Annotated in this window: 24 protein-coding genes; 3 read left to right on the top strand and 21 right to left on the bottom strand. The window is 66.4% G+C overall.

Annotated features, from left to right (window positions below):
- Window positions 1-9 precede the first annotated feature (9 nt).
- The 14 genes from E1J61_RS24350 to ndk form a co-directional block, all read right to left on the bottom strand.
- Window positions 10-1161, bottom strand: a complete 1152-nt coding sequence (locus E1J61_RS24350; RefSeq protein ID WP_133096523.1) for an ATP phosphoribosyltransferase regulatory subunit — start codon at window positions 1159-1161, stop codon at window positions 10-12.
- Between the two features lie 194 nt (window positions 1162-1355).
- On the bottom strand, window positions 1356-2264 hold the full coding sequence (hflC, locus tag E1J61_RS24355; RefSeq protein WP_133096524.1) for a protease modulator HflC: 909 nt from the start codon (window positions 2262-2264) through the stop codon (window positions 1356-1358).
- A gap of 11 nt (window positions 2265-2275) precedes the next feature.
- Entirely contained in the window at window positions 2276-3631 is a 1356-nt protein-coding gene (gene hflK, locus E1J61_RS24360) for an FtsH protease activity modulator HflK (RefSeq protein ID WP_133096525.1), read from the bottom strand.
- A gap of 172 nt (window positions 3632-3803) precedes the next feature.
- Window positions 3804-5048, bottom strand: a complete 1245-nt coding sequence (gene hflX / locus E1J61_RS24365) for a GTPase HflX (protein ID WP_133096526.1) — start codon at window positions 5046-5048, stop codon at window positions 3804-3806.
- 289 nt (window positions 5049-5337) lie between these two features.
- Window positions 5338-5577, bottom strand: coding sequence for an RNA chaperone Hfq (gene hfq / locus E1J61_RS24370; protein WP_029046151.1), 240 nt, complete (start codon window positions 5575-5577; stop codon window positions 5338-5340).
- A gap of 211 nt (window positions 5578-5788) precedes the next feature.
- Window positions 5789-7132 carry a ribosome biogenesis GTPase Der gene (gene der, locus E1J61_RS24375; protein WP_133096527.1) on the bottom strand — a complete coding sequence of 448 codons (1344 nt, stop codon included), beginning with the start codon at window positions 7130-7132 and terminating at the stop codon, window positions 5789-5791.
- 223 nt (window positions 7133-7355) lie between these two features.
- Entirely contained in the window at window positions 7356-8531 is a 1176-nt protein-coding gene (bamB, locus tag E1J61_RS24380) for an outer membrane protein assembly factor BamB (RefSeq protein WP_133096528.1), read from the bottom strand.
- Between the two features lie 50 nt (window positions 8532-8581).
- Entirely contained in the window at window positions 8582-9214 is a 633-nt protein-coding gene (locus E1J61_RS24385) for a tetratricopeptide repeat protein (RefSeq protein ID WP_133096529.1), read from the bottom strand.
- 63 nt (window positions 9215-9277) lie between these two features.
- Window positions 9278-10672 carry a histidine--tRNA ligase gene (gene hisS / locus E1J61_RS24390; RefSeq protein ID WP_133096530.1) on the bottom strand — a complete coding sequence of 465 codons (1395 nt, stop codon included), beginning with the start codon at window positions 10670-10672 and terminating at the stop codon, window positions 9278-9280.
- Between the two features lie 38 nt (window positions 10673-10710).
- Window positions 10711-12003, bottom strand: coding sequence for a flavodoxin-dependent (E)-4-hydroxy-3-methylbut-2-enyl-diphosphate synthase (ispG, locus tag E1J61_RS24395; RefSeq protein ID WP_133096531.1), 1293 nt, complete (start codon window positions 12001-12003; stop codon window positions 10711-10713).
- Between the two features lie 52 nt (window positions 12004-12055).
- On the bottom strand, window positions 12056-13048 hold the full coding sequence (locus E1J61_RS24400; protein WP_133096532.1) for a RodZ domain-containing protein: 993 nt from the start codon (window positions 13046-13048) through the stop codon (window positions 12056-12058).
- The gene (gene pilW, locus E1J61_RS24405; RefSeq protein WP_133096533.1) at window positions 13041-13820 is read right to left on the bottom strand and encodes a type IV pilus biogenesis/stability protein PilW; all 780 of its coding nucleotides are present in this window, start codon (window positions 13818-13820) and stop codon (window positions 13041-13043) included. The genes E1J61_RS24400 and pilW overlap by 8 nt, the downstream gene beginning before the upstream one ends.
- Window positions 13817-14971 (bottom strand): 23S rRNA (adenine(2503)-C(2))-methyltransferase RlmN, encoded by a 1155-nt coding sequence (rlmN, locus tag E1J61_RS24410; protein WP_133096534.1) that lies wholly within the window; start codon window positions 14969-14971, stop codon window positions 13817-13819. The genes pilW and rlmN overlap by 4 nt, the downstream gene beginning before the upstream one ends.
- A gap of 36 nt (window positions 14972-15007) precedes the next feature.
- Window positions 15008-15433, bottom strand: coding sequence for a nucleoside-diphosphate kinase (gene ndk, locus E1J61_RS24415; protein WP_010809422.1), 426 nt, complete (start codon window positions 15431-15433; stop codon window positions 15008-15010).
- 372 nt (window positions 15434-15805) lie between these two features.
- Here ndk and E1J61_RS24420 point away from each other — a divergent pair, with 372 nt between their 5' ends.
- Complete coding sequence (locus E1J61_RS24420; protein WP_133096535.1) at window positions 15806-16510, top strand: Bax inhibitor-1/YccA family protein; 705 nt, start codon at window positions 15806-15808, stop codon at window positions 16508-16510.
- 65 nt (window positions 16511-16575) lie between these two features.
- Here E1J61_RS24420 and rlmD read toward each other — a convergent pair whose 3' ends face one another.
- Entirely contained in the window at window positions 16576-17880 is a 1305-nt protein-coding gene (gene rlmD / locus E1J61_RS24425; RefSeq protein ID WP_240745996.1) for a 23S rRNA (uracil(1939)-C(5))-methyltransferase RlmD, read from the bottom strand.
- Between the two features lie 236 nt (window positions 17881-18116).
- On the opposite strand from rlmD, the gene E1J61_RS24430 reads away from it, so the two are divergent.
- Window positions 18117-18971: an endonuclease/exonuclease/phosphatase family protein gene (locus E1J61_RS24430; protein WP_133096536.1), complete on the top strand. Its 855-nt coding sequence runs from the start codon at window positions 18117-18119 to the stop codon at window positions 18969-18971.
- A 43-nt stretch (window positions 18972-19014) separates the two neighbouring features.
- Here the strand turns inward: E1J61_RS24430 and E1J61_RS24435 are convergent, their stop codons facing one another.
- Genes E1J61_RS24435 through surE form a run of 5 tightly spaced genes read right to left on the bottom strand, consistent with a single transcriptional unit; the run spans window position 19015 to window position 23612 of the window.
- Window positions 19015-19854 carry a 3'-5' exonuclease gene (locus E1J61_RS24435; RefSeq protein ID WP_133096537.1) on the bottom strand — a complete coding sequence of 280 codons (840 nt, stop codon included), beginning with the start codon at window positions 19852-19854 and terminating at the stop codon, window positions 19015-19017.
- Window positions 19851-21032: an RNA polymerase sigma factor RpoS gene (gene rpoS, locus E1J61_RS24440; protein ID WP_133096538.1), complete on the bottom strand. Its 1182-nt coding sequence runs from the start codon at window positions 21030-21032 to the stop codon at window positions 19851-19853. Before rpoS ends, E1J61_RS24435 begins: the two co-directional genes overlap by 4 nt.
- 6 nt (window positions 21033-21038) lie before the next feature.
- Window positions 21039-21902 carry a peptidoglycan DD-metalloendopeptidase family protein gene (locus E1J61_RS24445; RefSeq protein ID WP_133096539.1) on the bottom strand — a complete coding sequence of 288 codons (864 nt, stop codon included), beginning with the start codon at window positions 21900-21902 and terminating at the stop codon, window positions 21039-21041.
- 8 nt (window positions 21903-21910) lie between these two features.
- Window positions 21911-22831 (bottom strand): protein-L-isoaspartate(D-aspartate) O-methyltransferase, encoded by a 921-nt coding sequence (locus E1J61_RS24450; protein WP_133096540.1) that lies wholly within the window; start codon window positions 22829-22831, stop codon window positions 21911-21913.
- A 28-nt stretch (window positions 22832-22859) separates the two neighbouring features.
- On the bottom strand, window positions 22860-23612 hold the full coding sequence (gene surE / locus E1J61_RS24455; RefSeq protein WP_133096541.1) for a 5'/3'-nucleotidase SurE: 753 nt from the start codon (window positions 23610-23612) through the stop codon (window positions 22860-22862).
- A 220-nt stretch (window positions 23613-23832) separates the two neighbouring features.
- On the opposite strand from surE, the gene E1J61_RS24460 reads away from it, so the two are divergent.
- Window positions 23833-24807 carry an NADPH:quinone oxidoreductase family protein gene (locus E1J61_RS24460; RefSeq protein ID WP_063238131.1) on the top strand — a complete coding sequence of 325 codons (975 nt, stop codon included), beginning with the start codon at window positions 23833-23835 and terminating at the stop codon, window positions 24805-24807.
- Between the two features lie 194 nt (window positions 24808-25001).
- Here E1J61_RS24460 and E1J61_RS24465 read toward each other — a convergent pair whose 3' ends face one another.
- On the bottom strand, window positions 25002-25793 hold the full coding sequence (locus tag E1J61_RS24465; protein WP_133096542.1) for an ABC transporter permease: 792 nt from the start codon (window positions 25791-25793) through the stop codon (window positions 25002-25004).
- Window positions 25794-25798 lie beyond the last annotated feature (5 nt).

The following is a 25798-nucleotide window of genomic DNA, read 5'->3' on the forward strand; positions in this document are numbered from 1 at the left end:
CGCCCGGCGTCAGCGCGGCACCACGGCCCAGCCGGAATCCTGGCGCACCAGCTGGCGATCACAGTTGAATTCGTCGAGCTCGTGAGTATGGCCCGGCAACGACTGGATCACGATCTCGCCAGCGGCACGCAGCGCGGAAATCGCGGCACACAGTGCCGGATCCGCATCCCAGGGCGCGAAAATCGCCTGGGCGCGCACTTCCACCGGTGACAGCGACGCCACTTCGCGCAGGTCGAGCGAAAAGCCCGTCGCCGGGCGGGCGCGGCCGAAGGCTTCGCCCACCTTGTCATAGCGCCCGCCGCGGGCCACGTAGTTGGGCAGGCCCGCCACGTAGGCGGCGAACATCACACCGCTGTGATAATGGTAACCGCGCAGGTCCGACAGGTCGATATTGACGCTGGCGCCACGCACCTGCACCGCCAGCGCGGCCAGTTCGTCCAGCGCGCGGCCGATCGCCGGGCTCGCCGGCAGCGTGGCGCGGGCGCGGTCCAGCACTTCGACCCCGCCGTACAGTGTCGGCAGCGCCAGCAGCGCATCGCGTTCGGTCTGCGGCATGCCCATGGTCAGCTCGCGCAGCGCGGGCACGTCCTTGGTCTCGAGCGCGGCAAAGAGCGCGTCCTCGATCTTGCGGATCGACGGCAGTCCGGCCAGCAGCGCTTCCAGGATGCCGGCGTGGCACAGGTCGATGCGGATCTCCGACAGGCCCGCAACCTGCAGCGCGGCCAGCATCAGCTCCTGGATCTCGACGTCGGCTTCGAGGCCGGCGTGGCCGTAGATTTCGGCACCGATCTGGATCGGCTCGCGCGTGGCATGGAAGCCCGCCGGCCGCGCATGCAGCACGTTGCCGGCATAGCACAGGCGCGTCACGCCTGGCCGGTTCAGCAGGTGGGCGTCGATGCGCGCCACCTGCGGCGTGATATCGGCGCGCAGGCCCATGGTGCGGCCCGACAGCTGGTCCACCAGCTTGAGCGTGCGCAGGTCCAGGTCATGCCCGGTGCCGGTCAGCAGCGACTCCAGGTATTCCAGCATCGGCGGCATGACCAGCTCGTAGCCGTAGGTGCGGAACAGGTCCAGCATGCGGCGACGCAGTTCTTCGATCTTGCGCGCTTCCGACGGCAGCACGTCGGCAATGTTTTCTGGCAGCAGCCAATGGTTGGACATGGTGAATCTCTTCTCGGTCATTCGGTTACCCCGCGGGCTCCGCGCCCGCGGTGCCGGGCCACGCCCGGGCACATTGTTGCCGCAGCCCTGCCTCTCCGCGCGCCCGGTCCATCACTCGGCAATGATGGCTCCAGCCGGACAAAACCCCGGCAAGCCGGGGTTTTGTCAATTCGCCACACGGACAAGCGGACGTTCTAGCGCTTGCCTCCGGACCCGCCGGACGCGGCCGCCGCGGCGCCGCCGCTGGAACGCATATAGCGGAAGAACTCGGAATTGGGCTCCAGCACCAGCACGTCGCGCTTGTCGCGGAAGGTGTTGCGATACGCTTCCATGCTGCGCCAGAACTGCGCGAACTGCGGGTCGCGGCCAAAGGCATCGCCGTAGATCTGCGACGCCTTGGCATCGCCGTTGCCCTTGATCACCTGGGCATCGCGATAGGCCTCGGCCAGCACCACTTCGCGCTGGCGGTCGGCGTCGGCGCGGATCTTTTCGCCCTCGGCGGCGCCGGTGGAGCGCAGCTCGTTGGCCACGCGCTTGCGCTCGGCCTCCATGCGGCGGTACACCGATTCGCTGATCGCCGGCAGCAGGTCGACGCGCTTCAGGCGCACATCCAGGATCTCGACACCCACCGACTTGGCGTATTCGACCATGCCGCTACGGATGGCCTGCATCACCTGCTCGCGCTCGCCCGCGACCACGTCGGCCACGGTGCGCCTGCCGAACTCCTCGCGCGCCACGGCATCGATACGCTGGGTCATGCGGTCCTGGGCGCCGCGCAGGTTGCCGCCGAAGGCGACGAAGAACTTGCGCGGATCGGTGATGCGCCACTTGACGAACCAGTCCACCACCATGCTCTTCTTCTCGGCGGTCAGGAAGCGCTCGTTGGCGGCCACGTCGATGGTCTGCAGGCGGCGGTCCATGAAGACCACGTTCTGGAACGGCGGCGGCAGCTTGAAATGCAGGCCGGGCTCGCGCACCACCTGCTTGATCTCGCCGAAGGCGAACACCACGGCGTACTGGCGCTGGTCGACCACGAACAGCATCGACGACAGCACGGCCAGCAGGATGAAAAAGCCGATCGCGAAGGAAATCAGTCGGTTCATGACGGGTCTCCTCAGCGCGAGTCGCGGTCACGGTTGCGCAGCGATTCGCGCGACCGGGTATCCGGCGAAGTCTCGGGAGCCGGCGCCGGCGTGCCGGCTCCCGGCTGGCCAGGGGTGGCCGCACGGCCGTCGCCAGCTTGCGCCATCAGCTTGTCCAGCGGCAGGTAAAGAAGATTGTTGCCCTGGCGCGCGTCCACCAGCACCTTGGTCGAATTGGCGTAGATCTGCTGCATGGTTTCGAGATAGATCCGGTCGCGCGTCACCTGCGGCGCCTTGGCGTATTCAGCCTGCACCGAGCGGAAGCGCGAGGCATCGCCCTCGGCCTGGGCCACCACGCGCGAGCGGTACGCTTCGGCCTCTTCCTTCAGGCGCGCCGCGGTACCCTTGGCGCGGGGGATGATGTCATTGGCATAGGCCTGGCCTTCGCTGATCGCGCGCTCGCGGTCCTGGCTGGCCTTGTTGACGTCATCGAACGCGGCCTGCACCTGCTCGGGCGGCTGCACGCTCTGCACGTTGACCGACAGCACGCGGATGCCCGTCTTGTAGGCCGACAGGATGGCCTGGATCGACTTGGCCAGCCCCTGCGCGATCTGCTCGCGGTTCTCGTACAGCACCGCATCCATCTTGTTGCGGCCGACAATCTCGCGCACCGAGGTCTCGGCGGCCTGGGTCACCAGCTCCTCGTCGCCGCCGCGGTCGGTCTTGTTGAAGAACAGGAACTCGGTCGCGTCCTGGATGACGTACTGCACGGTGAAGCGCACGTCGATGATGTTCTCGTCCTGCGTCAGCATCGACGAGTCTTTCAGGTTGCTGTCCTTGATCGAGGTAGAACGGCCCACTTCGACCGAGCGCACCGCCGACAGGTTGACAACCTCGGCCGACTGGATCGGCCAGGGCAGCCGCCAGTTGATGCCGGGACCGGCCGAATACTTGAACTTGCCGAACTGCAGGATCACGGCGGTCTGGCCTTCCTGCACCATGAAGAAGCCGCTGGCCAGCCAGATGCCGACCACCGCGGCCACGATCACGCCGACGCCCACGCCCGAGGCCTTGCCCGGGGTGCGCGGGCCGCCAAATCCCTGGTTGCCGCCACCGCCGTTTTCCTTGCGGCCGAGCAGGCCGTTCAGGCGGCGGTTGAAGTCGCGCCACAGTTCGTCCAGATCCGGCGGGCCGCCATCCTGCTGCGGGCGCTGGTTCTGCTGGCGGTTGTCGTCGCGGCCGTCCTTCTTGTCGTCGTCGTCGCCATTGCGACCCCAGCGCGGATCGTTCAGCGAGAAGATGGCGCGCAGGCGCTGCCAGCCCGCGCGTGGCGCTAAGCGGCTGCCTGGTGTCAGGCTCGAATCAGCATTCCGGGGAAACTGGGGCATGAAGTGCACGGGTCCGGGGAAGTTTGTAACAGGGGGATTCTAGCAGTCATCTGCGCCACATTTACCCAAATCGCGACCAATCCGTGGAAAGGCGCTCCGAATCGGGCCGCAGATGCGCCGCTGCGGCGCCACTGCGGCACCTGAGCCGCGCAAGACTCCGCGCTGGCCCGGCTCAGGGCCTGGCCCCCAGCTGGTCGTCGTCGGCGCCATCGCCTGCCAGATCGCCGCTGTCGCCGTTGCCCTCATACAGATGGGCGTCGCCCAGCCTCTGGTCGTAGGGCGCGGGCTCCGGCGGGCGGCTAGCCAGCCACTGGGCCACTTCGACCACCGCTTCGCGCAGCGCATCCAGGCCGATCCCTTCGCGCGCGCTCAGGAACACCCGGGTGGGAATGCCGTCTTCATCGCGCTCGGTGCGCGGGCCCTGGTCCAGCAACTCGGGCGCCGCATCGATCTTGTTCATCACCACGATCTGCGGGATGTCGGACGCGTCGATCTCGGCCAGCACGCGGTTGACCTGTTCGATCTGCTCATGGCGCACCGGACTGGATGCATCGACCACATGGAGCAGCAGGTCGGCATGGACCGTTTCCTCGAGCGTGGCACGGAACGCCGCCACCAGCTGCGTGGGCAGGTCGCGGATAAATCCGACCGTGTCGGACAGCACCACGTTGCCCAGCCCGTCCAGGAACAGCCGCCGCGAGGTGGTATCGAGCGTGGCGAACAGCTGGTCGGCAGCATAGGCGCGCGCCTTGGTCAGCGCGTTGAACAGCGTCGACTTGCCGGCATTGGTATAGCCCACCAGCGAAATGCTGAGCGTGTCGTTGCGCGCGCGTGCGCGCCGCTGCGTGCTGTGCTGGCGCTGCAGCCGCGAGAGGTCCGCCCTGAGCCGCTTGGCACGGTCGTCCAGCATGCGCCGGTCCAGCTCGAGCTGGCGCTCGCCGGGGCCGCCGCGCATGCCGATACCGCCCTTCTGCCGCTCCAGGTGGCTCCACGCGCGCACCAGCCGCGAGGCGCGGTACGTCACCTGCGCCAGCTCGACCTGCACCTTGCCGACGTGGCTCTGCGCGCGCTGCCCGAAGATGTCCAGGATCAGGCCGGTACGGTCGATCACGTGGCGGTTCAGGAAGCGCTCGAGGTTACGCTGCTGCGCCGGGCTGAGTGCGTGGTTGAACACGACCACGTCGGCATCGAGCGCGTTGGCGGCTTCCTTCAGTTCCTCGGCCTTGCCTGAGCCGATAAACAGCGCCGGATCCGGCCGCGAGCGGCGGCCCGTCAGCGTATGCACCGGCAGCGAGCCGGCGGTGGAGGTCAGCAAGGCGAGCTCGCTGAGGCTTTCCTCGAAATCATGCTTGCCGAAATCGACGCCGACGAGGATGGCGCGCGACGGGGCAGTGTTGGAAGTAGCTCTGGGATCCAAGGGATGGCGCGAATGCGCTGGGAATTAGCGGTAGCGAGAGGAATAGCAAGGAATAGCGGAACGCTTTCCGATGGTTTCCAGGGATGGCCGGCGAAAGTCCCGCCCTGCCCTGTCCCCGGCCGGGATGGCTGCCCGCACCGGGCGGGAAGCCACGGCGGCGAGATGCGCCGCCGGTCCGGCAGGCACCGGCCGCGCTGGCGCACCGGTACCGGGCATCGGTGCAACCCTGAAGGGCGCCAGGCCGATGCCTTGGGTCCGCGACCGCGGGTTGCCGCGGCCGTGAGGCAGATCAGTTCTCGGAGGAATCATCCACGCGGAAATTGACCGCGCGCGCCGGAACGACGGTGGAAATCGCATGCTTATAAACCATCTGCGTCACAGTGTTACGCAGCAGCACGACGTACTGATCGAACGATTCGATATTGCCTTGCAGCTTGATGCCATTGACGAGGTAGATGGACACCGGCACGTGCTCTTTGCGCAGCGCGTTCAGGAACGGGTCTTGTAGCAGTTGCCCTTTGTTGCTCATGGCACACTCCAAATTTATAGGTTTAGTGGTGAATGATAGGGATGGAACTCCCCGGTTCAAGTCAAGCGGCGCAAAAACGCGCCAGAAAAAAGATCAAAAACGGTACCAAGTCGGCGTCAATGCACAGGGAACCCCCTGCTACCGTGAATTTAGCCGCAGTTCCAAACGAACGCAAACGAAAACTGGCCCCGCCAAGGATCCGATTCCGGACTCAATCCTTCGAGTCCGCGTACGGATTTTTGTTCGTACGGAATTCGATGCGCAGGGGGGTGCCCTTGAGCTTGAAGGCCGCACGGAAACGGTTTTCCAGATAACGCCGATAGGTCTCCGCAACCCCTGACAGCGCGTTGCCATGGATCACGATGATCGGCGGATTCGAGCCCCCCTGGTGCGCATAGCGCAGCTTGGGACGCGATGCGCCGACGCGCTTGGGCTGCTGGAATTCGACCGCTTCCTGCAGCACGCGCGTCAGCTGCGGCGTCGGCAGCTTGACCATGGCCGCGGCATAGGCGTCGTCGACGGAACGCATCAGCGCGCCGATGCCGGTGCGCTCGCGCGCCGACACAAAGTGGAAATTCGCGAAATTCAGGAATTGCAGCTTGCGCTCGAGGTCGTGCTTGATGCGGTCGCGGGTATGGCCGTCCAGCCCGTCCCATTTATTGACGCCGACCACCAGCGCGCGGCCGGATTCAACGATAAAGCCCGCGATATGCGCGTCCTGGTCGGAGATGTCCTGCTGCGCATCCAGCAGCAGGATCACGACGTTGGCATCGGCGATCGATTGCAGCGTCTTGACCACTGAAAATTTTTCAATCGCCTCGAACACCTTGCCGCGCCGGCGCAGGCCCGCCGTGTCGATCAGCGTGTAAGGCTTGCCGCCGCGTTCGAATTCCACGTAGATGGCGTCGCGGGTCGTGCCTGGCATGTCGAACGCGATCACGCGCTCCTCGCCGATCAGCGTATTGACCAGCGTGGACTTCCCCACATTGGGGCGCCCGACGATGGCGATCTTGACGCCCTTGCCGTCCACGGGCTCTTCGGCGGCCAGTTCCGGGCGCTCCTGCACCGCCAGCTCGATCGCTTCGTCGACCAGCTCGCGCACGCCGTCGCCGTGGGCAGCGGAGATCGCGTACGGATCGCCCATGCCGAGCTCGTAGAAATCCGCGGCAACCGAGGTGTACTTCATGCCCTCGGCCTTGTTCACCGCCAGCATGATGCGCCGGCCGGTCTTGCGCAGGTAGTCGGCAATGGCGCGGTCCTGCGGCGCCAGGCCGAGGCGGCCGTCGACGATAAAGATCACCACGTCGGCCTCGACCACCGCCTGCTTGGTCTGCTTGGCCATCTCGGCGACGATGCCTTCCTTGACCACTGGCTCGAAGCCGCCGGTGTCGATGGCGATGAACGGACGCTCGCCGACGCGGCCCTCGCCATAGTGGCGGTCGCGCGTCAGGCCCGGCAGGTCGGCGACGAGGGCGTCGCGCGAGCGGGTCATGCGGTTGAATAGCGTCGACTTCCCCACATTGGGACGGCCGACAAGTGCGATAACTGGTTTCATGCAATAAACGGAAACGGGGGCCGGCACCTGCCGCCCCCCGGTTACTCCGGAGTCAATGGATCCGACGGCACGCGCACCCGTGGGCGCCCTTGCCGCTTGTCCTGTCGGGGCGCGGCGCCGGTCAGCAACCCGCTGCGCAATTTGCCGCACGACCAGGGATCATGCTACCGGATTCGGCGCGCACCGTACCGACAGGTGTACGGCAGCGCGCACTGCTTGCTGGTCAGCCCGGCTGGAACCCGAAGACGTCGCCGTCGCGGGTCTGGATCACCAGCGTCTGCCCCGCCACCACCGGCGCGGCGGTGATGGCGCTGCCATCGGTCTTCATGCGGGCGACGACCTGGCCGTCCTCGCGCGACAGGAAGTGGACATAGCCTTCGAAGTCGCCCATCACCACCGAGCGGCCCAGTGCCAGCGGCGCACCCAGGCGGCGGTTGCGCATCTGGTCGTTCTTCCAGCGCTCGGTGCCGTTCTGGCGGTCGAAGGCATGCACCACCGACTGCTCGTCGCTGGCATAGATGGCATTGTCATCCTGCGCGGGGCCGCTCGGCGACGAGAAGTCCTTGCCCCACTGCGGCTGGCCGCTGGCCAGCTCCAGGCAGGCCACGCGTCCCTGGAACGTGGTGGCGCAGACCTGGCGGCCGCTGATCATCGGCTGGCCGGTGACATCGTTCAGGCGCTCGATCTCGGATACGCCCTTGGGATAGGAGATCGTGCTTTCCCAACGCAGCACGCCGTTGCCCGGCGTCAGCACGCCCAGCTTGCCGCCGGGAAAGCCCATCACGATGCCGTCACCGGCAAACACCATCCCCATCGCGGCACGCAGGTTCAGCGGCGTCTGCGAGCGCTGGTAGATCCAGCGGCGCTCGCCGGTCCCGGCGTCGAGGCCGAACACGCGCGTGTCGGTGGTGCGCACCACCACCAGGCCGTTGCCGACCAGCGGCGCGGACAGCACCTCGCCGTTGACCTGCTTCTTCCAGATCTGCTTGCCGCTGGCGTCGAAGGCGTAGATCGCGCCCTTCTCGCCGGCGACCGCGGTCACCGAGCCATCGCTGCCCGGGCCGGAGGTCAGGTCCAGGTCGGTCTTGGCCTTCCACAGCACGCGCCCGGAGGCGCCTTCCAGCGCCATCACGTTGCCGTTGTTGGACGACACATAGACATTGTTGCCCGCCGCGGCGGGCTGCATCGAATACGGGCCGCTCTTGCCCACATCGGCCTTCCACGCCTGGCGCACCGTCAGCGTGGCCGAGACCGGCTTGAGTTCGGCGGGCGGGTGCTTGTTTTCCTTGCTGAACAGCGAGCAGCCGCCCAGCGCGGCCAGGCAGGCAGCCGCCACCAGCGCACGGGTCACGGCGCGGGCGCGCTGGCGGTGTACGGCACGGGAAAGCACTGACGTCATAAGGTTACGGTCCTGGTTTTGCGTGATGCTATAAAGCGCGCGCGGCCGCATCAGGCCGCGCCCAGCGCATCGAGCTTGAACTGGATGATCTGGCGCGTGGCCGGCTCGGCCTCGCCCAGCTTGTCCAGCGCCTTGCGATAGGCGGCGCGCGCGTCGTCGCGCTTGTCCTGCGCGGCGAGCAGGTCGCCGCGGCGGTCGGCATACAGCGACACGAACGCTGCCGGCGGTTCGTCCTTCAGCAACGCCAGGCCTTTGTCATAAGCCTTTTCGTCGAGCAGCACGCCGGCCAGGCGCACCCGCGCCAGATGCGCGTATTCTTCGTCGCCGTGGTCGATGGCCCACTGCAGCTGGGTCTTGGCCGCGGCCAGGTCGCCCGCGTCATACAACACGCGGCCGGCGACCAGTGCGCTCATCTGGCCATAGGCGGTACGCCCGTACTTGTTCTCGAGGTCGGTTGCCGCACGCTTGATGCGTTCGACATCGCGTGCCTCGGCGGCCTTGAGCACCTGCTCGTACAGCACCGCGGCCTCGCCGGCCTGCCTGCGCTCCCAGTACTTCCAGCCGTTCCAGCCGGCAAACGCCAGCAGCGCGGCGATGACCACCCAGGTCAGCGCATTGCCGTACTGGCGCCACCAGGCCTTCAGATTCTCAAGCTGTTCCTGTTCTTCTAGATCGTAAGCCATGTCGAGGCAATCACCTGCGTTGGTTGGATACGGGCGTCTTGGATGACGGTGCGGCGGGCGCGCTTATTCGCTGGCGCCGACCATGGCGTCGATCAGGTAGTCGACCAGGCCCTCGGCCTGCACGGTGGCCTGTTGCCCACCGCCTTCGGCCTGATCGCGCTGGCGAAGTTCCTTGACCTGGACCACGCCAGCGGCCACTTCGTCGTCGCCAATGATAACGGCATAGGCCGCGCCGCTTGCGTCGGCGCGCTTCATCTGCGACTTAAAGCTGCCGCCCTTGCCGTCGGGGCTGGCGTGCAGCACCACGTCCAGGCCGGCGTCGCGCAGCCGCTCGGCCGCGACCATCGCCTGCTGCGCGGCGGCTTCGCCCTGGTGCACGAGGTAGACATCGCAACCCGCGGCGTCGGGCACCACGCCCTCCTCGCGGATCAGCTCGATGATGCGCTCGACGCCCATGGCCCAGCCGCAAGCCGGTGCCGGCTTGCCGCCCATCTGCGCGATCAGCGGGTCATAGCGCCCGCCGCCGGCGATGGTGCCCTGCGCGCCGAGCTTGTCGGTGATCCACTCGAACACCGTCAGGTTGTAGTAGTCCAGCCCGCGCACCAGGCGCGGATTGATCTTGAAGGGGATGTTGTTGGCCTTGAGCAGGCGCTGCACGCCCTCGAAGTGAGCCAGCGACTCTTCGCCCAGGAAGTCGATCAGCTTGGGCGCATTGGCGGCCATTTCCTGCAGCGCCGGATTCTTGGTATCCAGCACGCGCAGCGGGTTGGTGTACAGGCGGCGCTTGCTGTCATCGTCCAGGATGTCCTGGAAGCCCTCCAGGTACTTGATCAGCTCCTCGCGGTGGGCGGCACGCTCATTGGCCTGCCCCAGCGAATTGATCTCCAGGCGCACGCCGACCAGGCCCAGGTCGTCCCACAGGCGCTGGCACATCAGGATGATCTCGGCGTCGACGTCCGGACCGGCAAAGCCCAGCGCCTCGGCGCCCAGCTGGTGGAACTGGCGATAGCGGCCGCGCTGCGGGCGCTCGTGGCGGAACATCGGGCCGGTGTACCACAGGCGCTTGGGGCCGTCGTACAGAAGGTTGTGCTCGATGGTCGCGCGCACGGCGGCGGCGGTGCCCTCGGGACGCAACGTCAGCTGCTCGCCGTTGAGCGCATCGGTGAAGGAGTACATCTCCTTCTCGACGATGTCGGTCACCTCGCCGATGCCGCGCACGAACAGCTGCGTGTGCTCGACGATCGGCGTGCGCAGCTGCTGGTAGCCGTAGGCGCGCAACATGGCGCGGGCGGCATTCTCGAAATGCTCCCACAGCGGCGCGTCGGCCGGAAGCATGTCGTTCATGCCCTTCACGCCCTGCAGCGCCTTGGCGGGCTTCACCTTCTGCTCGGCTTTCAGTTCAGCCTTCGGTTCAGTCTTGGCAGCGCCGGCGGCGGCTGCGTTGTCGGATTGCGTCATTCTGTTCTTGTCAGCTTCTGGGGCCTGGCCGGTGCGGCTCAGGCTGCCACTTCTTTATCGGCCCGTGCAGCACCCGGGCCGTAATGCGTGCGAACGTACTCGTCGACGATCGCCTGGAATTCCTCGGCAATGCGCTCGCCGCGCAGCGTCTTTACCTTGACGCCGTCGACGAACACCGGCGCCGCGGGCGACTCGCCCGAGCCCGGCAGCGAAATGCCGATATTGGCGTGCTTGCTCTCGCCCGGGCCGTTGACGATGCAGCCCATCACGGCCACATCCATTTCCTCGACGCCCGGATAGGCGGTTTTCCAATGCGGCATCTGCTCGCGCAGGTACGTCTGGATGCTTGCCGCGAGCTCCTGGAACACCGTGCTGGTGGTGCGGCCACATCCCGGGCATGCAATCACCATCGGGGTGAAGTTGCGCAGGCCCATGGTCTGCAGGATTTCCTGCCCCACATACACTTCCTTCTCGCGCGGCGCGCCGGGTTCCGGCGTCAGCGAGATGCGGACCGTGTCGCCGATGCCTTCCTGCAGCAGCACCGACAGCGCCGCCGTGGAGGCGACGATGCCCTTGCTGCCCATGCCGGCCTCGGTCAGGCCCAGGTGCAGCGCATAGTCGCAGCGGCGCGCCAGTTCGCGGTAGACCGCGATCAGCTCCTGCACCTGCGATACCTTGCACGACAGGATGATCTGGCTGCCCGGCAGGCCGATCTCTTCAGCCTTTTTCGCCGAATCGATCGCCGAGGTGATCAGCGCCTCGATCATCACGCTCTGCGCCGGCCAAGGCTCGGCGCGCGACGCGTTCTCGTCCATGATGCGCGCCAGCAGGTCCTGGTCCAGGCTGCCCCAGTTCACGCCGATGCGCACCGGCTTGTTGTAGCGGCACGCCATCTCGATCATCTGCGCGAACTGCGTGTCGCGCTTGGCGCCCTGCCCCACGTTGCCCGGGTTGATGCGGTACTTGGACAGCGCCTCGGCGCAGGCCGGATAGTCCTGCAGCAGCTTGTGGCCGTTGTAGTGGAAGTCGCCCACCAGCGGCACGTCGACGCCCATGCGATCGAGCTGCTCACGGATCGACGGCACCGCGGCGGCGGCCTCGGGCGTGTTCACCGTGATGCGCACGATTTCCGAACCCGCGCGCGCCAGGTCCTTGACCTGGATCGCCGTGCCGATGGCGTCGACCGTGTCCGTGTTGGTCATCGACTGCACGCGCACCGGCGCATCGCCGCCGATGGTCACCACGTTATCGCCCCACACGACGCGCGCCTGGCGCGTCTGGCGGCGCGGCAGCGAGCCGGGCAGGACCGGGAGACAGAGCTGTTGGTTCATAGCATTACCACCTTGCAAAGACGCACTGCGCCGCACCTTTCGCCGGCCCGGATCAGGGCAGCGTCAGGCGCGCCACGTTGTTGCGGTTGGCTGCCTTCAGGTCGACCGGCTCGCCGTTGCGCGTCATCGACTCGACACCCTTGACGTTGCCGATCACTACCTTGTACGGAGCCTTGCCGCCGCCGGCCACGGCCTGGCCGGCCTTGGCCGTGCCGCCCAGCACGATCTTGCCGCTGCTGTCGCGGACTTCATACCAGGTGTCGGCAGCGAAGCGGATCTGCAGTTCGCCGGCGCCCGCAGGCGCTGCGGGCACCGGCGCGGGCGTTGCTGCGGCCGGCGCAACAATGGGCGCAACAACGGGCACGGCAGCCACGGCCGATGCCGGCGCGGCAGTCGCGACCGCGGCGCTGACCGGCGTGGTTTCGGCCGAGGGCGCCGGCGAGTCGGCGGCGGCCATTACCGGCGGCAGCGCTGCGGTCACCGTGCCGGGCTCGGTCGGTTGCGCGGCGGCATGTTCTTCCGTCACGGCAGTCTCGGTCGCGCTGCTGCGGGTCTCGATCCACTGGCGGATATGGTCCAGGCCGAACCAGCCACCGGCGGCCAGCACCACCGCCACCAGCGCCAGCCAGACCCAGCGGCCGCCAGCTCCGCCGCTGCGGAAGCGCTTGCGGTCGTCGAACGCCGCATTGAGGCTGCCCTCGCGCTGGCGCGCGATTTCGTTGACCGGTGCCACCGGAGGCTGGAAGCGCGCCAGCAGCGCGTCGATATCGACATGCAGCATGCGCGCATAGGCCCGCATCACGCCCTTGGCGAAAGTGACGTCGGGCAGCGACTGCAGGTCGCCGGCTTCGATCGCGCGCAGCTTTGGCGCCGCCACTTTCAGGCGTGCGCTGACATCTTCCACCGACAGCCGCTGCGCTTCGCGCTCGCGCGCCAGTGCCGCGCCAATCTCGCGCGCTGCGGCTTCGCGTTCTCCTTCGTGCGCGCCACCGCCGACGTATTGCGTCGGTACGGCCTGGCCTGCGGCGCGGTCGTGCTCACTCATCCCATGCTCCTTGTTCGTATGCGGTCAACTCACGCGAATCGGGGAAGCGGCTGCGCAGCTGCGCGACCAGCGCATCCTGCGTGCGGCCATCGCCCTGGCGGTGTGCAATGCGCGCTCCCAGCCAGAGGGATTGCGCACTGGCAAATTGGCTGCTGTTGACGCGCTGGGCATACTGCCGGGCCTGCGCGAAATCGCCGCGCCGGTAGTAGGCCAGCGCCAGATTGGTGTTTGCCACCGGATTGTTGCGGTCGTAGCCTAGTGCGGCCTTCAGATTCTTTTCCGCCTCGGCGCTGTTGCCGCGACGCAGCTCGCACGCACCCAGGCTGATCAGCGGTTTCACCGGACCACCGGCCGACGGCGCCGACACGGCGCGCTGCAGCATCGGCACGGCCTCGCCATAGCGGCCCGACTGGCACAGGAACCAGCCATAGTTGTTGAGCAGGTCGCCGTCGTTGCCGCGCATCGATACCGCGGTGCGGAAGCTGTCGTCGGCCAGCGCCTGCTCGTTCATATTCATGTAGATCAGCGCGCGCACATGGTAGGCATCCGCGAGCGACGGATCGATGGCGATCGCCTGCTTGATCTCGTCAAGCGCGACCGCATTCTGGCCGGCTTCGAGATAGTTGGTGGCCAGCTGCAGCCGGATGCCGGCGCGGCGCCTTGCATCGGTCTGGTCGGAAGCGGTCTGGAGATCCTGAGCCGGCGAGTGCGGCAGCTGGCAGCCGGACAACATCAGCAGCCCGAACAGGGCCGCAGCGATCAGACGGATCATGCAGGGCGAGCCTCCCGAGGCTGGCCGGCGCTGTTGACCGGCACCAGTGGCGTGATCTTGCCGAACTTGCCGCGCTCGGCCAGGCGGGTACGGTCCTTCACTTCCCCGGCCAGCTGTCCGCAGGCGGCGTCGATATCGTCGCCGCGCGTCTTGCGGATGGTGGTCACGATGCCCGCGTCCATCAGCACCTGCGCGAAGCGCCGGATCTGCTCGTTGTTGGAACGCTTCAGGCCCGATTCGGGGAACGGGTTGAACGGGATCAGGTTGAACTTGCACGGCACGTCGGCGACAAGCTTCAGCAGTTCCCGCGCATGCTCGACGCCATCGTTGACGCCGTCCAGCATGCAGTATTCGAAAGTAATGAAATCGCGCGGCGCGAATTCCAGGTAGCGGCGGCATGCCGCCATCAGTTCGGCCAGCGGGTATTTCTTGTTCAGCGGCACCAGCACGTCGCGCAAGGCGTCGTTGGACGCGTGCAGCGACACGGCGAGCGCCACCGGCAGGTCCGTGGACAGCCGGTCCATCATCGGCACCACGCCGGAAGTGGACAGGGTCACGCGGCGGCGCGACAGGCCGTAGGCGTTGTCGTCCAGCATCAGCCGCATGGCCGGCACCACGGCATCGTAGTTCAGCAGCGGCTCGCCCATGCCCATCATCACCACGTTGGAGATGACGCGGTCGTCCTTGGGGCCTCGGCCCAGCTGCTCGCGCATGGCAAACTCCGCCATCCACAGCTGGCCAATGATTTCGCCCGTGGTCAGGTTGCGCGAAAAGCCCTGCTTGCCGGTCGAGCAGAAGCGGCAGTTGACCGCGCAGCCCGCCTGCGAGGAGACGCACAGCGTGCCGCGCGTTTCCTCGGGGATGTACACCGTTTCCACCGCGTTGCCCTCACCGACGTCGAGCAGCCACTTGCGCGTGCCGTCGGCCGACAGGTTGTCGGTGATGGCGGCAGGCGCGCGGATCTCGGCCCGGGTCGAGAGCTTTTCGCGCAGCGACTTGGCGAGATCCGACATGGCGTCGAAACGGCTGGCACCGTAGTGGTGGATCCAGCGTTGCAGTTGCCGCGCACGGAACGGCTTCTCGCCGAGCTCGCCGCAATAGGCGGTGAGCGCGTCCGCGTCGAGGTCGAGCAGGTTGACGAGATCGTTCATGACGGCAAACTCGGCTTCAGTTCAGTCAGCAGCCAATTAGCGGCTGTAGACGTTCATGCCCGGGAAGAAGAAGGAAACTTCCACGGCAGCGGTTTCGGCGGCGTCCGAGCCGTGCACGGCGTTGGCGTCGATGCTGTCGGCGAAGTCGGCGCGGATGGTGCCCTTCTCGGCCTTCTTCGGGTCGGTGGCGCCCATCAGGTCACGGTTCTTGGCGATGGCGTTTTCGCCTTCCAGGGCCTGGATCATGACCGGGCCGGAAACCATGAAGTCGACCAGATCCTTGAAGAACGGACGCTCCTTGTGCACAGCATAGAACTGCTCGGCTTCACCGCGCGACAGGTGCACCATCTTGGCAGCAACGATCTTCAGGCCGGCGGCCTCGAAACGGGCGTAGATCTGGCCGATGACGTTCTTGGCCACGGCATCCGGCTTGATAATCGACAGGGTGCGTTCGATCGCCATGAAAAACTCCGAAAAATGAAGGGGTTACAAATGGATTAAACGTGCAATTCTAGCACGAAGACGATGACCCTTTCGAGGGTCTGGGCCGCTCTGGCGCGGGTGTCACCGGTCAAAAGCCACATCCTGGCCGCAAGTAGCAGTGGCTGCACATTACATCCTCGTCATGTCTGGAACGTGGCGCCCCGGCGTCCGTCAAACGAAGGCAGCGCGGAACAGGCCGAAACAGGGGCGCGGGTGCCTGCGGGATTACCCCGCCCTTGCAATTCGGCCAACCAGATGCCACATTGACGATGGTTCCGTCCGCGGTCGATCCGAAAATTCTCTTTATTTCGGACAGGCCCGGCGCCTCACCGTTTCGAGACAGGAGTCACCATGGATAACAAGCTGAATACCTACGGTTTCGGCAACAGTGCGTCGACCGTCACTGACGTCGTCGTTCGCAACCGGGTCTTGCGCAACACTTACTGGCTGCTGGCCCTTTCGATGATCCCCACCGTGCTGGGTGCATGGGTCGGCGTGGCCACCGGCTTCAGCTTCATGGCGGGCAGCCCCGGCCTGTCGCTAATCCTGTTCCTCGCCATCGCGTTCGGGTTCTTCTTCGCCATCGAGAAAACCAAGAACAGCAGCATGGGCGTGGTGCTGTTGCTGGCATTCACGTTCTTCATGGGACTGATGCTGTCGCGCCTGATCAGCGCAACGCTGGCGTTTTCCAACGGACCGGCGCTGATCATGTACGCCTTTGGCGGCACGGCGGCAGTGTTCGGCGCGATGGCGACCATCGCCACCGTCAGCAAGCGCGATTTTTCCGGCCTGGGCAAGTTCCTGTTCGTCGGCCTGATCCTGCTGATCCTGGCCAGCGTTGCCAATATCTGGCTGCAGCTGCCGTCGCTGATGATCACGGTGTCGGTGATCGCGATCGGTATCTTCTCGGCTTACATCCTGTTCGATGTACAGCGCGTGGTGAACGGCGGCGAGACCAACTACATCACCGCCACGCTGGCGATCTACCTCGACGTGTACAACGTCTTCGCCAACCTGCTGGCGCTGCTGGGCATCTTCGGCGGCAGCCGGGAATGACGGCAAACGCCGCGGCATGAAAAAAGCCGGCCAAGGCCGGCTTTTTCTTTTGGCGCACGGCGCGGTCAGTCGCGGTCGAATACCGCAATCGACTCCACGTGCGACGTGTGGGGGAACATATTGACCACGCCGGCGCCGCTCAGGCGGTAACCCGCCTCGTGCACCAGCAGGCCGGCATCGCGCGCCAGCGTGGCGGGACTGCACGACACGTAGACGATGCGCCGCGGCAGCACGTGGCTGCCCTGCTGCGCCAGCTCGCCGAGCGCCTTGCTCACCGCGAGCGCGCCTTCGCGCGGCGGATCGACCAGCCAGCGGTCGAAGCGGCCCAGCGCGGCGATGTCGTCGGCAGTGACTTCGAACAGGTTGCGGCACGCGAACTCGGTTTTGGCGGCCAGCCCGTTGTATTCCGCATTGGCCAGTGCGCGCGTGGTCAGCGCCTCGCTGCCCTCGATGCCCATCACCGACTTGCCCTGCGTGGCCAGCGGCAGCGTGAAATTGCCGATGCCGCAGAAAAGGTCGAGCAGGCGGTCGCCCGGCTGCGCATCGAGCAGGCGCAGCGCGCGGCCGATCAGCACGCGATTGATCTGGTGGTTCACCTGCGTGAAGTCGGTCGGCTTGAACGGCATGCGGATGCCGAATTCCGGCAGCGTATAGGCCAGCTCGACGTCGGTCGGGTAGAACGGGTAGACCGTGTCCGGCCCCTTCGGCTGCAGCCAGAACTGCACCTTGTATTCATCGGCGAAGGCGCGCAGCAGGTCCTTGTCGGCATCGGTCAGCGGCTCGAGGATGCGCAGCACCAGCGCCGTCACTTCATGCCCGACGGCCAGCTCGATCTGCGGCATGCGGTCGCGGATCGATAGGCCCGCCACCAGTTCGCGCAGCGGCACCAGCATCGCCGAGACATGCGGCGGCAGGATTTCACAACGCGTCATGTCGGCGACATAGCTGCTCTTGCGCTCATGAAAGCCCACCAGCACGCCGCCCTTCTTCACCACGTGGCGCACGGTCAGGCGCGCGCGGTAGCGGTAGCCCCAGTCCGGACCGGCGATCGGCCGGAACACCACGTCGGGCTTCACCTTGGACAGGTGCCACAAGTTGTCTTCCAGCACGCGCTGCTTGATCGCAAGCTGCGCGCGCGAATCCAGATGCTGCATCGAGCACCCGCCGCAGACACCGAAATGCTGGCAGCCCGGCTTTACGCGCATCACCGATTCTTGCAGGACTTCGCCGAGGTGCGCCTGCTCGAAGCTGGGCTTGCGCCGGTAGCTGCGATAACTGACGGTCTCGCCCGGCAATGCGCCTTCGACGAAGATCACCTTGCCAGGCGTGCCGTCCTCGTTCACCAGGCGGCCGACGCCGCGTGCCTCCATGTCGAGGCTGTCGATCGACACCACGGGGTCGACGCCCGGAGCATTGCCATCGGCATTGCCACGGCCACGGGGCTCTTTTGCGGCGGGAGCGGCACCCGGTGCAGCTGATTCGGGCGCGACGGCGGTCGTTTCTTGTGGGGAGGACACGGCTTGGGACACCAGATAAAACCTGACGTATTGTTTTACGAAAGCGCGATTGTATGCCAGACCGGCCGGGTCAACGATGGAGGCGTCGCATGGAACTGATTTCTTGGAATATCCAATGGGGCCGCGGCGCGGACGGGCGTGTGGACCTGGCGCGGCAGGTGGACACACTGCACGCGATGGCCGATGCCGATGTGATCTGCCTGCAGGAAGTCACGCGCGGATTCGGTGAACTGCGCGGCGAGCCAGGCATCGACCAGGTTGCCGAACTGACCGCCCTGCTGCCAGGCTATCACCTGCTCTTTGCGTCAGGCGTGGACCGGCGCGGCCGCAACGGCACACACAAGCAATTCGGCAACCTGATCGCCACGCGGCTACCAGTACGCGAGGTATTCCGGCACGCCTTGCCGTGGCCGGCGGACCCGCAAGTGGCGTCGATGCCGCGCGTTGCGCTGGAAGTCACTGTCGAAGCCGGCACGCAGTCGCTGCGCGTGATCTGCACGCACCTTGAGTATTACTCGGCGCTCCAGCGCGCGGCGCAGGCCGAAGCCCTGCGCGACTGGCATGCCCAGGCCTGCGACCACGCGCGTCGCCCGGGCCGCAGCGAGAAGTGGCCCGGGCCGTTCACGCCGGAACCGCGCCCAGCCGAAGCCATCCTGTGCGGCGATTTCAACAGCAAACCCGACGACATTGCCTATCGGCGCATGCTGGAGCCGTTCGACGACGCCACCACGCCATGGCGCGACGCCTGGCTGCTCACACATCCCGGCCAGCCGCACGCGCCGACCTGCGCCATCCATGACAAGGAGCAATGGCCCGAGCCACCGTTCGCCTGCGACTTCATGTTCGTCACGGACAACCTGGCCGCGCGGATCCGGCGTTGCGAGATCAACGCAGATACGGCCGACTCGGACCACCAGCCGATCCTGCTATCGCTGGACCTTTAAGGCCGTGGCGCCCGCCGGCGGGTGTCCGCGGGCGCAGGCGCGATCAGTCCTCGAAGTCGTCGGCTTCGGGCGTGAGGCGCTGCAGGCGGAAGGCCTGCAGGTATTCCATCCACTGTTCGCCAGGCAGTTCCGCTAGCGATTCCTGGACGAGTTCCATCTCCATGTCGAACTCGCGCGGCGACATGCCGCCGCGCATCAGCTGGAAACGGCAGTACATCAGGTAGGTATTGACGACGTCGGTCTCGCAGTAGGCGCGGATCTCGTCGAGCTGGCCAGCCTGGTAAGCATGCCAGACCTTGCTGCCATCCATCCCCATCTTGCCCGGGAAACCGCAGAGCTTGGCGAGGTCATCCAGCGGCGCGCTGGCGCGCGGCTGGTACATCGCCAGCAGGTCCATCAAGTCCAGGTGCCGCATGTGGTAGCGGCTGATGTAGTTGTTCCACTTGAAGTCACGGCTATCTTCGTCGCGGCCCTCGCCCATCTCCCAGTAGCGCGGCGCGGTGACGCCGTTGACCAGGCCGCGGTAATGCAGCACGGGGAGATCGAATCCGCCACCGTTCCATGAAACCAGTTGCGGGCTGTAGCGGGCGATCAGTTCGTAGAACTTCTGGATCAGCGTGGCTTCGTTGTCCTCGATGGTGCCGAGCGAGCCCACATGGAACACCGCCGAGCCATCGCGGTGCGTGCGCCGCAGCACGCAGGAAATCGCGGCGACGCGCTGAAGGTAGTGCGGCAGGAAATCGCTGCCGGTTTTCTCGCGGCGGGCGGCGAAGGCGTGTTCGGCGACTTCGCCGTCGCTCATCGCATCGGGGTGGTCATGCAAACGGCGCAGGCCGGCGACATCGGGAATGGTCTCGATGTCGAATACCAGCACAGGGGTCATAAAACGGCGTCCTTCCTGACACCTTGCGAAGCGAAATGCCGCTTGAGCTTGACCAGCGCCTCCTGCTGGATCTGGCGTACGCGCTCGCGCGTGAGGCCCATCTCCTCGGCGAGCTCTTCCAGCGTGGCGGGCTCGATATGGTTGAGGCCGAAGCGGCGCTCCACCACATAGCGATGCTTTTCCGACAGGCGTGCCAGCCAGAGCTTCATCAGCCCTTCCAGCTCGCGGTGCGCCACCTCCTGGTCGGGGGCGGCGTTGTGCTCGTCGGAGAGGAAATCCAGGAGGCTCGAGCCGGGATCGAGGTCGAACGGCGTATCGAGCGAGGTGGTATGTTCGTTGAGTGCCAGGACGTCCTGCACTTCGTCCGGCGTCTTGCCCAGCAGGTGGGCGATGTCTTCCAGGCTGGCGTCGCGCCCGTCGGTGCCGCCCTTCTCCAGATGGCGCTTGGCGCGCAGCACCTGGTTCAGTTCACGGATCACGTGCACCGGCAGGCGAACGGTGCGGGCCTGGTTCATGATGGCGCGCTCGATGCTCTGGCGGATCCACCAGGTCGCATAGGTCGAGAAGCGGAACCCGCGCGACGGATCGAATTTCTCGATCGCGTGCATCAGGCCCAGGTTGCCTTCCTCGATCAGGTCGAGCAGCGGCACGCCGCGATTGAGGTAACCCTTGGCGATGCTGACCACCAGCCGCAGGTTGCGCTCGATCATGACCTGGCGCGCGGCAAAGTCGCCGTCCTTGGCCAGCGTGGAGAAATGCAGTTCCTCCGGCGCGGACAGCAGCGGCTTTATGCTGATGCGGTTCAGGTAATGCTGGACGGTGTCGGCGGCCAGCTCGGTATGCAGCACCGTGCGGAAGTCATCGTGCTCGGCCGCTGCGCCGTCGCTGCCGTTCTCGCCTTCGCTGTCTTCCTCGTCCTCGGACTCGTCATCGTCATCATCGCGCAGATGGCGGTCGTTGTCGTCGGCGAGCAGGTCCGCTTCGCGCAGGCCCACCGAAGTGGACGTGGCGATCGGCTCGTCGGTCGCGGGAATCAGGTCGGCAGCGAGATCGGGCTCGAACGCTTGCGCGTCGGCATGCTCGTCGGGATGTGCCACACCAGCCTTCACTTCCGGCTGCTTGGGACGGCGAGCCCTGCTGACAGTTGTTCCGGAGGAGACGGTTTTCTGGCGTGGCATGAACCCTCACTGTGGCGGCAGGTACCGCATCGGATCAACCGGTTTTCCGTTCTTGCGAACTTCGAAGTGAAGCTTCACCCGGTCGGTATCACTGTTGCCCATCTCCGCAATCTTCTGGCCCTTGCGGACCGCGGATTGCTCTGCCACGAGCACCTTTTCGTTGTGCCCGTACGCAGTAAGAAATGTCTCGTTGTGTTTGATGATGACAAGATTCCCGTAGCCGCGCAAGGGGCCAACGTGAATCACTCGGCCATCGTCGGCGGCCAGCACCGCATCGCCCTTCTTGCCCGCAATATCGATGCCTTTATTGCCCTTGTCATCGAATTTACCGACCATCTGGCCGGTTGCCGGCCAGGCCAGCTTGATCGCGCCGTCAGCGGCCGGCGCGGCGGGGGTGGCGGCCGCTGCCGCGGGCGTTGCCGGCGCCGCCGCTGCGGCGGCAGGCGGTGCTGCGGGCGTGCCCACCGGGCGCGCCTGGTCGATCGGCTGGGACTGCACCGTGGCCGGGGCGATCGGCGTGGTGGAAACCCCGGGCGCAGCGTTGACGTCGGCACCCGGAGGCACGATGCGCAACAACTGGCCAACTTCGATCTGGTTCACATTGGACAGGTTGTTCCAGGTCGCGACGTCACGGTACGACTGGCCGTTTTCCAGGGCGATTCGATAAAGCGTATCGCCTCGCTTGACCCGATAGTATCCAGGCGGGGCCGGCTCCGTCGACGCTGCGGCGGCGCCCGAGGTGGAGGTGCGGTCAACGACAGGGGCCGGCATCGGCGAATTAGCGCAGGCGGCCAGCAGGGCCGTCAGCGCGGAAGCCGTAAAAAGTTGACCGGCGCGTGCGAAATATTGCGATTTCACGATGTTGTGCATAGTTCGACTCAGATGGTGCCCGATTTTAAGGGCACAAAGAAAACGGCTTCAAGCGCGGTTCGGTGAAAGCGATGGCGGTTGCGCCGCTCGATCAGCAGCAGCTGCTGCGTCACCGTCTGGCCGGGCACGCCCGCCGGCGGCACCACGGCCACCGGGGCGATCAGCCGCCCGCCTACCTCCAGCTGTTCCAGCAGCGCCTGTGGCACCTCCATGCCGGCAGCGGCCAGGATGATGGCCGAGAACGGGGCCGCCTGCGGCAGCCCGAGCATGCCGTCGCCATAGTGCAGGCGCAGGTTGGGTACGCGCAGCGGGCGCAGGTTCGCCTTGGCCTGTTCGTGCAGCGGCCGGATGCGCTCGATCGAGAAGACTTCGCGCGCCACCTGGCTCAGCACCGCGGCCTGGTAGCCGCAGCCGGTGCCGATCTCCAGCACGCGCTCCAGCGGCGTGTCGGCGGCCAGGCCGTCGCGCAGCAGTTCGATCATGCGCGCCACCACCGACGGTTTGGAAATGGTCTGCTGGTGGCCGATCGGCAGCGCGGCGTCTTCATACGCCTGCGAGGCCAGCCCCGGCTCGACGAACAGGTGGCGCGGCACCGTGGCGATGGCCGACAGCACGCGCTCGTCGCGGATGCCGCCGGCGCGCAGCCGGCCCGCCAGCGCGGCACGCGCACGCGCGGAAGCCATGCCCCCGCCGCCGGCCGTAGCCGCCGAGGCGCGCTGCTCCACGGCGCTCGCGGGTGCGGGCGCCGGCGCAGGCGCGGCTGTACGCGGCAGCCTTGGCTTGGCGGGTTTCGGGGGCGGCGCGGCTGCCGTCCCCGTGCGCCGCGCGTCGACGGCAGGCATGCCGGCGGTGCGTGCCGGTGCGGGCTTGCGTTCGACGACCGCGTCCAGCGGCAGGGGGAACTTGTTGCGTCGGGGCGTGGAACTCATCGGGGGCGCGACACTGCGGAGCGGCTGCCTATTTCAGCCACTGGTCGAGCGCGTCGAGCTGCCCGCGGTGGGTCAGGTCGAGCTGCAACGGCGTCAGCGAGACATAGCCGGCGGCAGTGGCATGGAAGTCCGTGCCTTCGCTGGCATCGCGCGCATCGCCGGCCGGGCCGATCCAGTAGTTGGTGTCGCCGCGCGGATTCACCTGCGTGATCACCGGCTGGGAAGGATGGCGCTTGCCCAGGCGCGTGGCGCGATAGCCCTTGATATGTTCGAACGGCAGGCTCGGGATATTGACGTTGAGCAGGAAGGGCTCGGCGGGCGGCTGGCTGATGATGCGCTCGACCACGGTGCGCGCGATGCGCGCGGCTGCATCGAGATGCTCCCAGCCCTTGTCGACCTGCGAGAAGGCCACCGACGGGATGCCGAGCAGATAGCCTTCGATGGCGGCGGCGACGGTGCCGGAATACAGCACGTCCTCGCCCATGTTCTGTCCCTGGTTGATGCCGGACACCACCAGGTCGGGCTTCTCATCCAGCAGCCCGGTCAGCGCGATGTGCACGCAGTCGGTCGGCGTGCCGTTGACGAAGCGGAATCCCTTCTGCACGCCTTCGCGCGCTTCGTAGATCGACAGCGGGCGCTGCAGCGTCAGGGAGTTGGAAGCGCCGCTGTGGTTCTGCTCGGGCGCAATGACCGTAATCCGGCCCAGCGGGGCGAGCGCAGCATGCAGAACGGCCAATCCCGGCGCGAGATAACCGTCATCGTTGGCAAGGAGGATATGCATGGCGCGATTGTACCTGAGCGCGCGCCGCACAAGCGCCCCGTGCGCCGCGCCGGAATCCCGTCCGGGCGCACGCCGCGAGCCGGTATGCAGGGCGCAAATAACCGCCCCCACGGGTTCGGCATGGAACAGAACGACCGTGCTATTTGTACGCTACACTTGCCCTGCCCGCCCGCTTAAGCTTGACTGGCGCGGAAGCCATACACATCGAAACGGAGACAAGATGAAAGCCGTACTGTGCAAAGCCTGGGGCCCCCCTGATTCCCTGACCGTGGAAACCCTGCCTGACCTGGTGCCGGGCGCTGGCGAAGTGGTCATCGACGTGAAGGCGGCCGCCGTCAACTTCCCGGATGTGCTCATCATCCAGAACAAATACCAGGCCAAGCCTGCGCTGCCGTTCAGCCCCGGCTCCGAGCTGGCCGGCGTGGTCAATGCTGTGGGCGAAGGTGTCACCCACGTCAAGCCGGGCGACAAGGTCATCGCCTACCTGGGCAATGGCGCATTTGCCACGCAGGCCAAGGCGCCCGCCGCCTCGGTGGTGCCGATGCCGCCGGGCATCGACTTCGAGACCGCCGCGGCCTTCACGCTGACCTACGGCACTTCGCACCATGCGGTGATCGACCGCGGCGAGCTGAAGGCGGGCCAGACCATGCTCGTGCTGGGTGCGGCCGGCGGCGTGGGCATCGCGGCGATCGAGATCGGCAAGGCCATCGGCGCGCGCGTGATCGCCGCCGCGTCTACCGACGAAAAGCTGGCGGTGTGCAAGGAGCACGGAGCCGATGCGCTGATCAACTACAGCACCGAAGACCTCCGCGAGCGCGTCAAGGCGCTGACCGACGGCAAGGGCCCGGATGTGGTCTACGATCCGGTGGGCGGCATCTATGCCGAGCCGGCGTTCCGCTCGATCGGCTGGCGCGGCCGCTACCTGGTGGTGGGTTTTGCCAATGGCGAGATCCCGAGGCTGCCGCTGAACCTGGCGCTGCTCAAGGGCGCATCGCTGGTGGGCGTGTTCTGGGGCGACTTCGTGCGCCGCGAGCCTAAGGCCAACCAGGCCAACATGGCGCAGATGCTGGGCTGGATGAAGGAAGGCAAGATCCGTCCGCATATCTCGGCGCGCTATCCGCTGGAACAGGCGCCGCAGGCGCTCAAGGACATGGAAGCGCGCAAGGTGACCGGCAAGATCGTGATCGTGCCCTAATCGTGCCCTCGGCGTGCGCTGAAGCACGCGCCAGGCGGCGGGCGCCCTGCCCGCCCGCCGATAAGAGAAAGGCGCAGGACATGCGGCAACGCCCTGCGCCCGCTGCTGACGGTGTCGGTCTGTTTCGGGGCCACAGGACTGTGTGCCCCTCTCTCGCTTAAGGCAAAGGAAGCAAACCAGCGCGGATCCGGAGGTCAGAGCTTCTCCGTCTCCCCGCTCCTGGGCTGCCACTTCATCAGCCGCTTCTCGCCGATGCCGACCATCCAGTCCAGCATCAGCGCGAATGCCGTCAGCACCACGATGCCGGCAAACACCGTGTTGATGTCGAAGGTGCCCTCGGCCTGCAGGATCAGGTAGCCCACGCCGCGCGCCGAGCCCAGGTACTCGCCCACGACTGCACCGACGAAGGCCAGTCCCACCGAGGTATGCAGCGACGAAAACACCCAGCTGGTTGCACTCGGCAGGTACACATGGCGCAGCAGCTGATGCTGGTTTGCGCCCAGCATGCGCGCGTTGGCCAGCACCACCGGGCTCACTTCCTTCACGCCCTGGTAGACGTTAAAGAAGACGATAAAGAACACCAGCGTCACCGCCAGCGCCACCTTCGACCAGATCCCCAGGCCGAACCACACCGCGAAGATCGGCGCCAGGATCACGCGCGGCATCGAGTTCATCGCCTTGACGTAGGGATCCAGGATGGCCGAGGTCATCGGGCTCAGCGCCAGCCACAGGCCTACGCCGAGACCCGCCAGCGTGCCGATGCCGAAGGCCAGCACGGTCTCGAGCAGCGTCACGCCCAGGTGCAGGTAGATATCGCGCTCGATGAAAAACCAGTTCCAGATCCGCTGCGCGACCATCAGCGGTTCGCCAAAGAAGAAGGCGACCTGCTGCGAACGCGTGGCGATGTGCCAGATGCCCAGGATCACCACCAGCACCAGCAGCTGCCAGACGCGCAGCATGCCCTTGGAGTCGTTGCGGAATGCCATCAGGG

The sequence above is a fragment of the Cupriavidus sp. L7L genome, from assembly GCF_004353535.1.
Classification (GTDB): domain Bacteria; phylum Pseudomonadota; class Gammaproteobacteria; order Burkholderiales; family Burkholderiaceae; genus Cupriavidus; species Cupriavidus oxalaticus_A.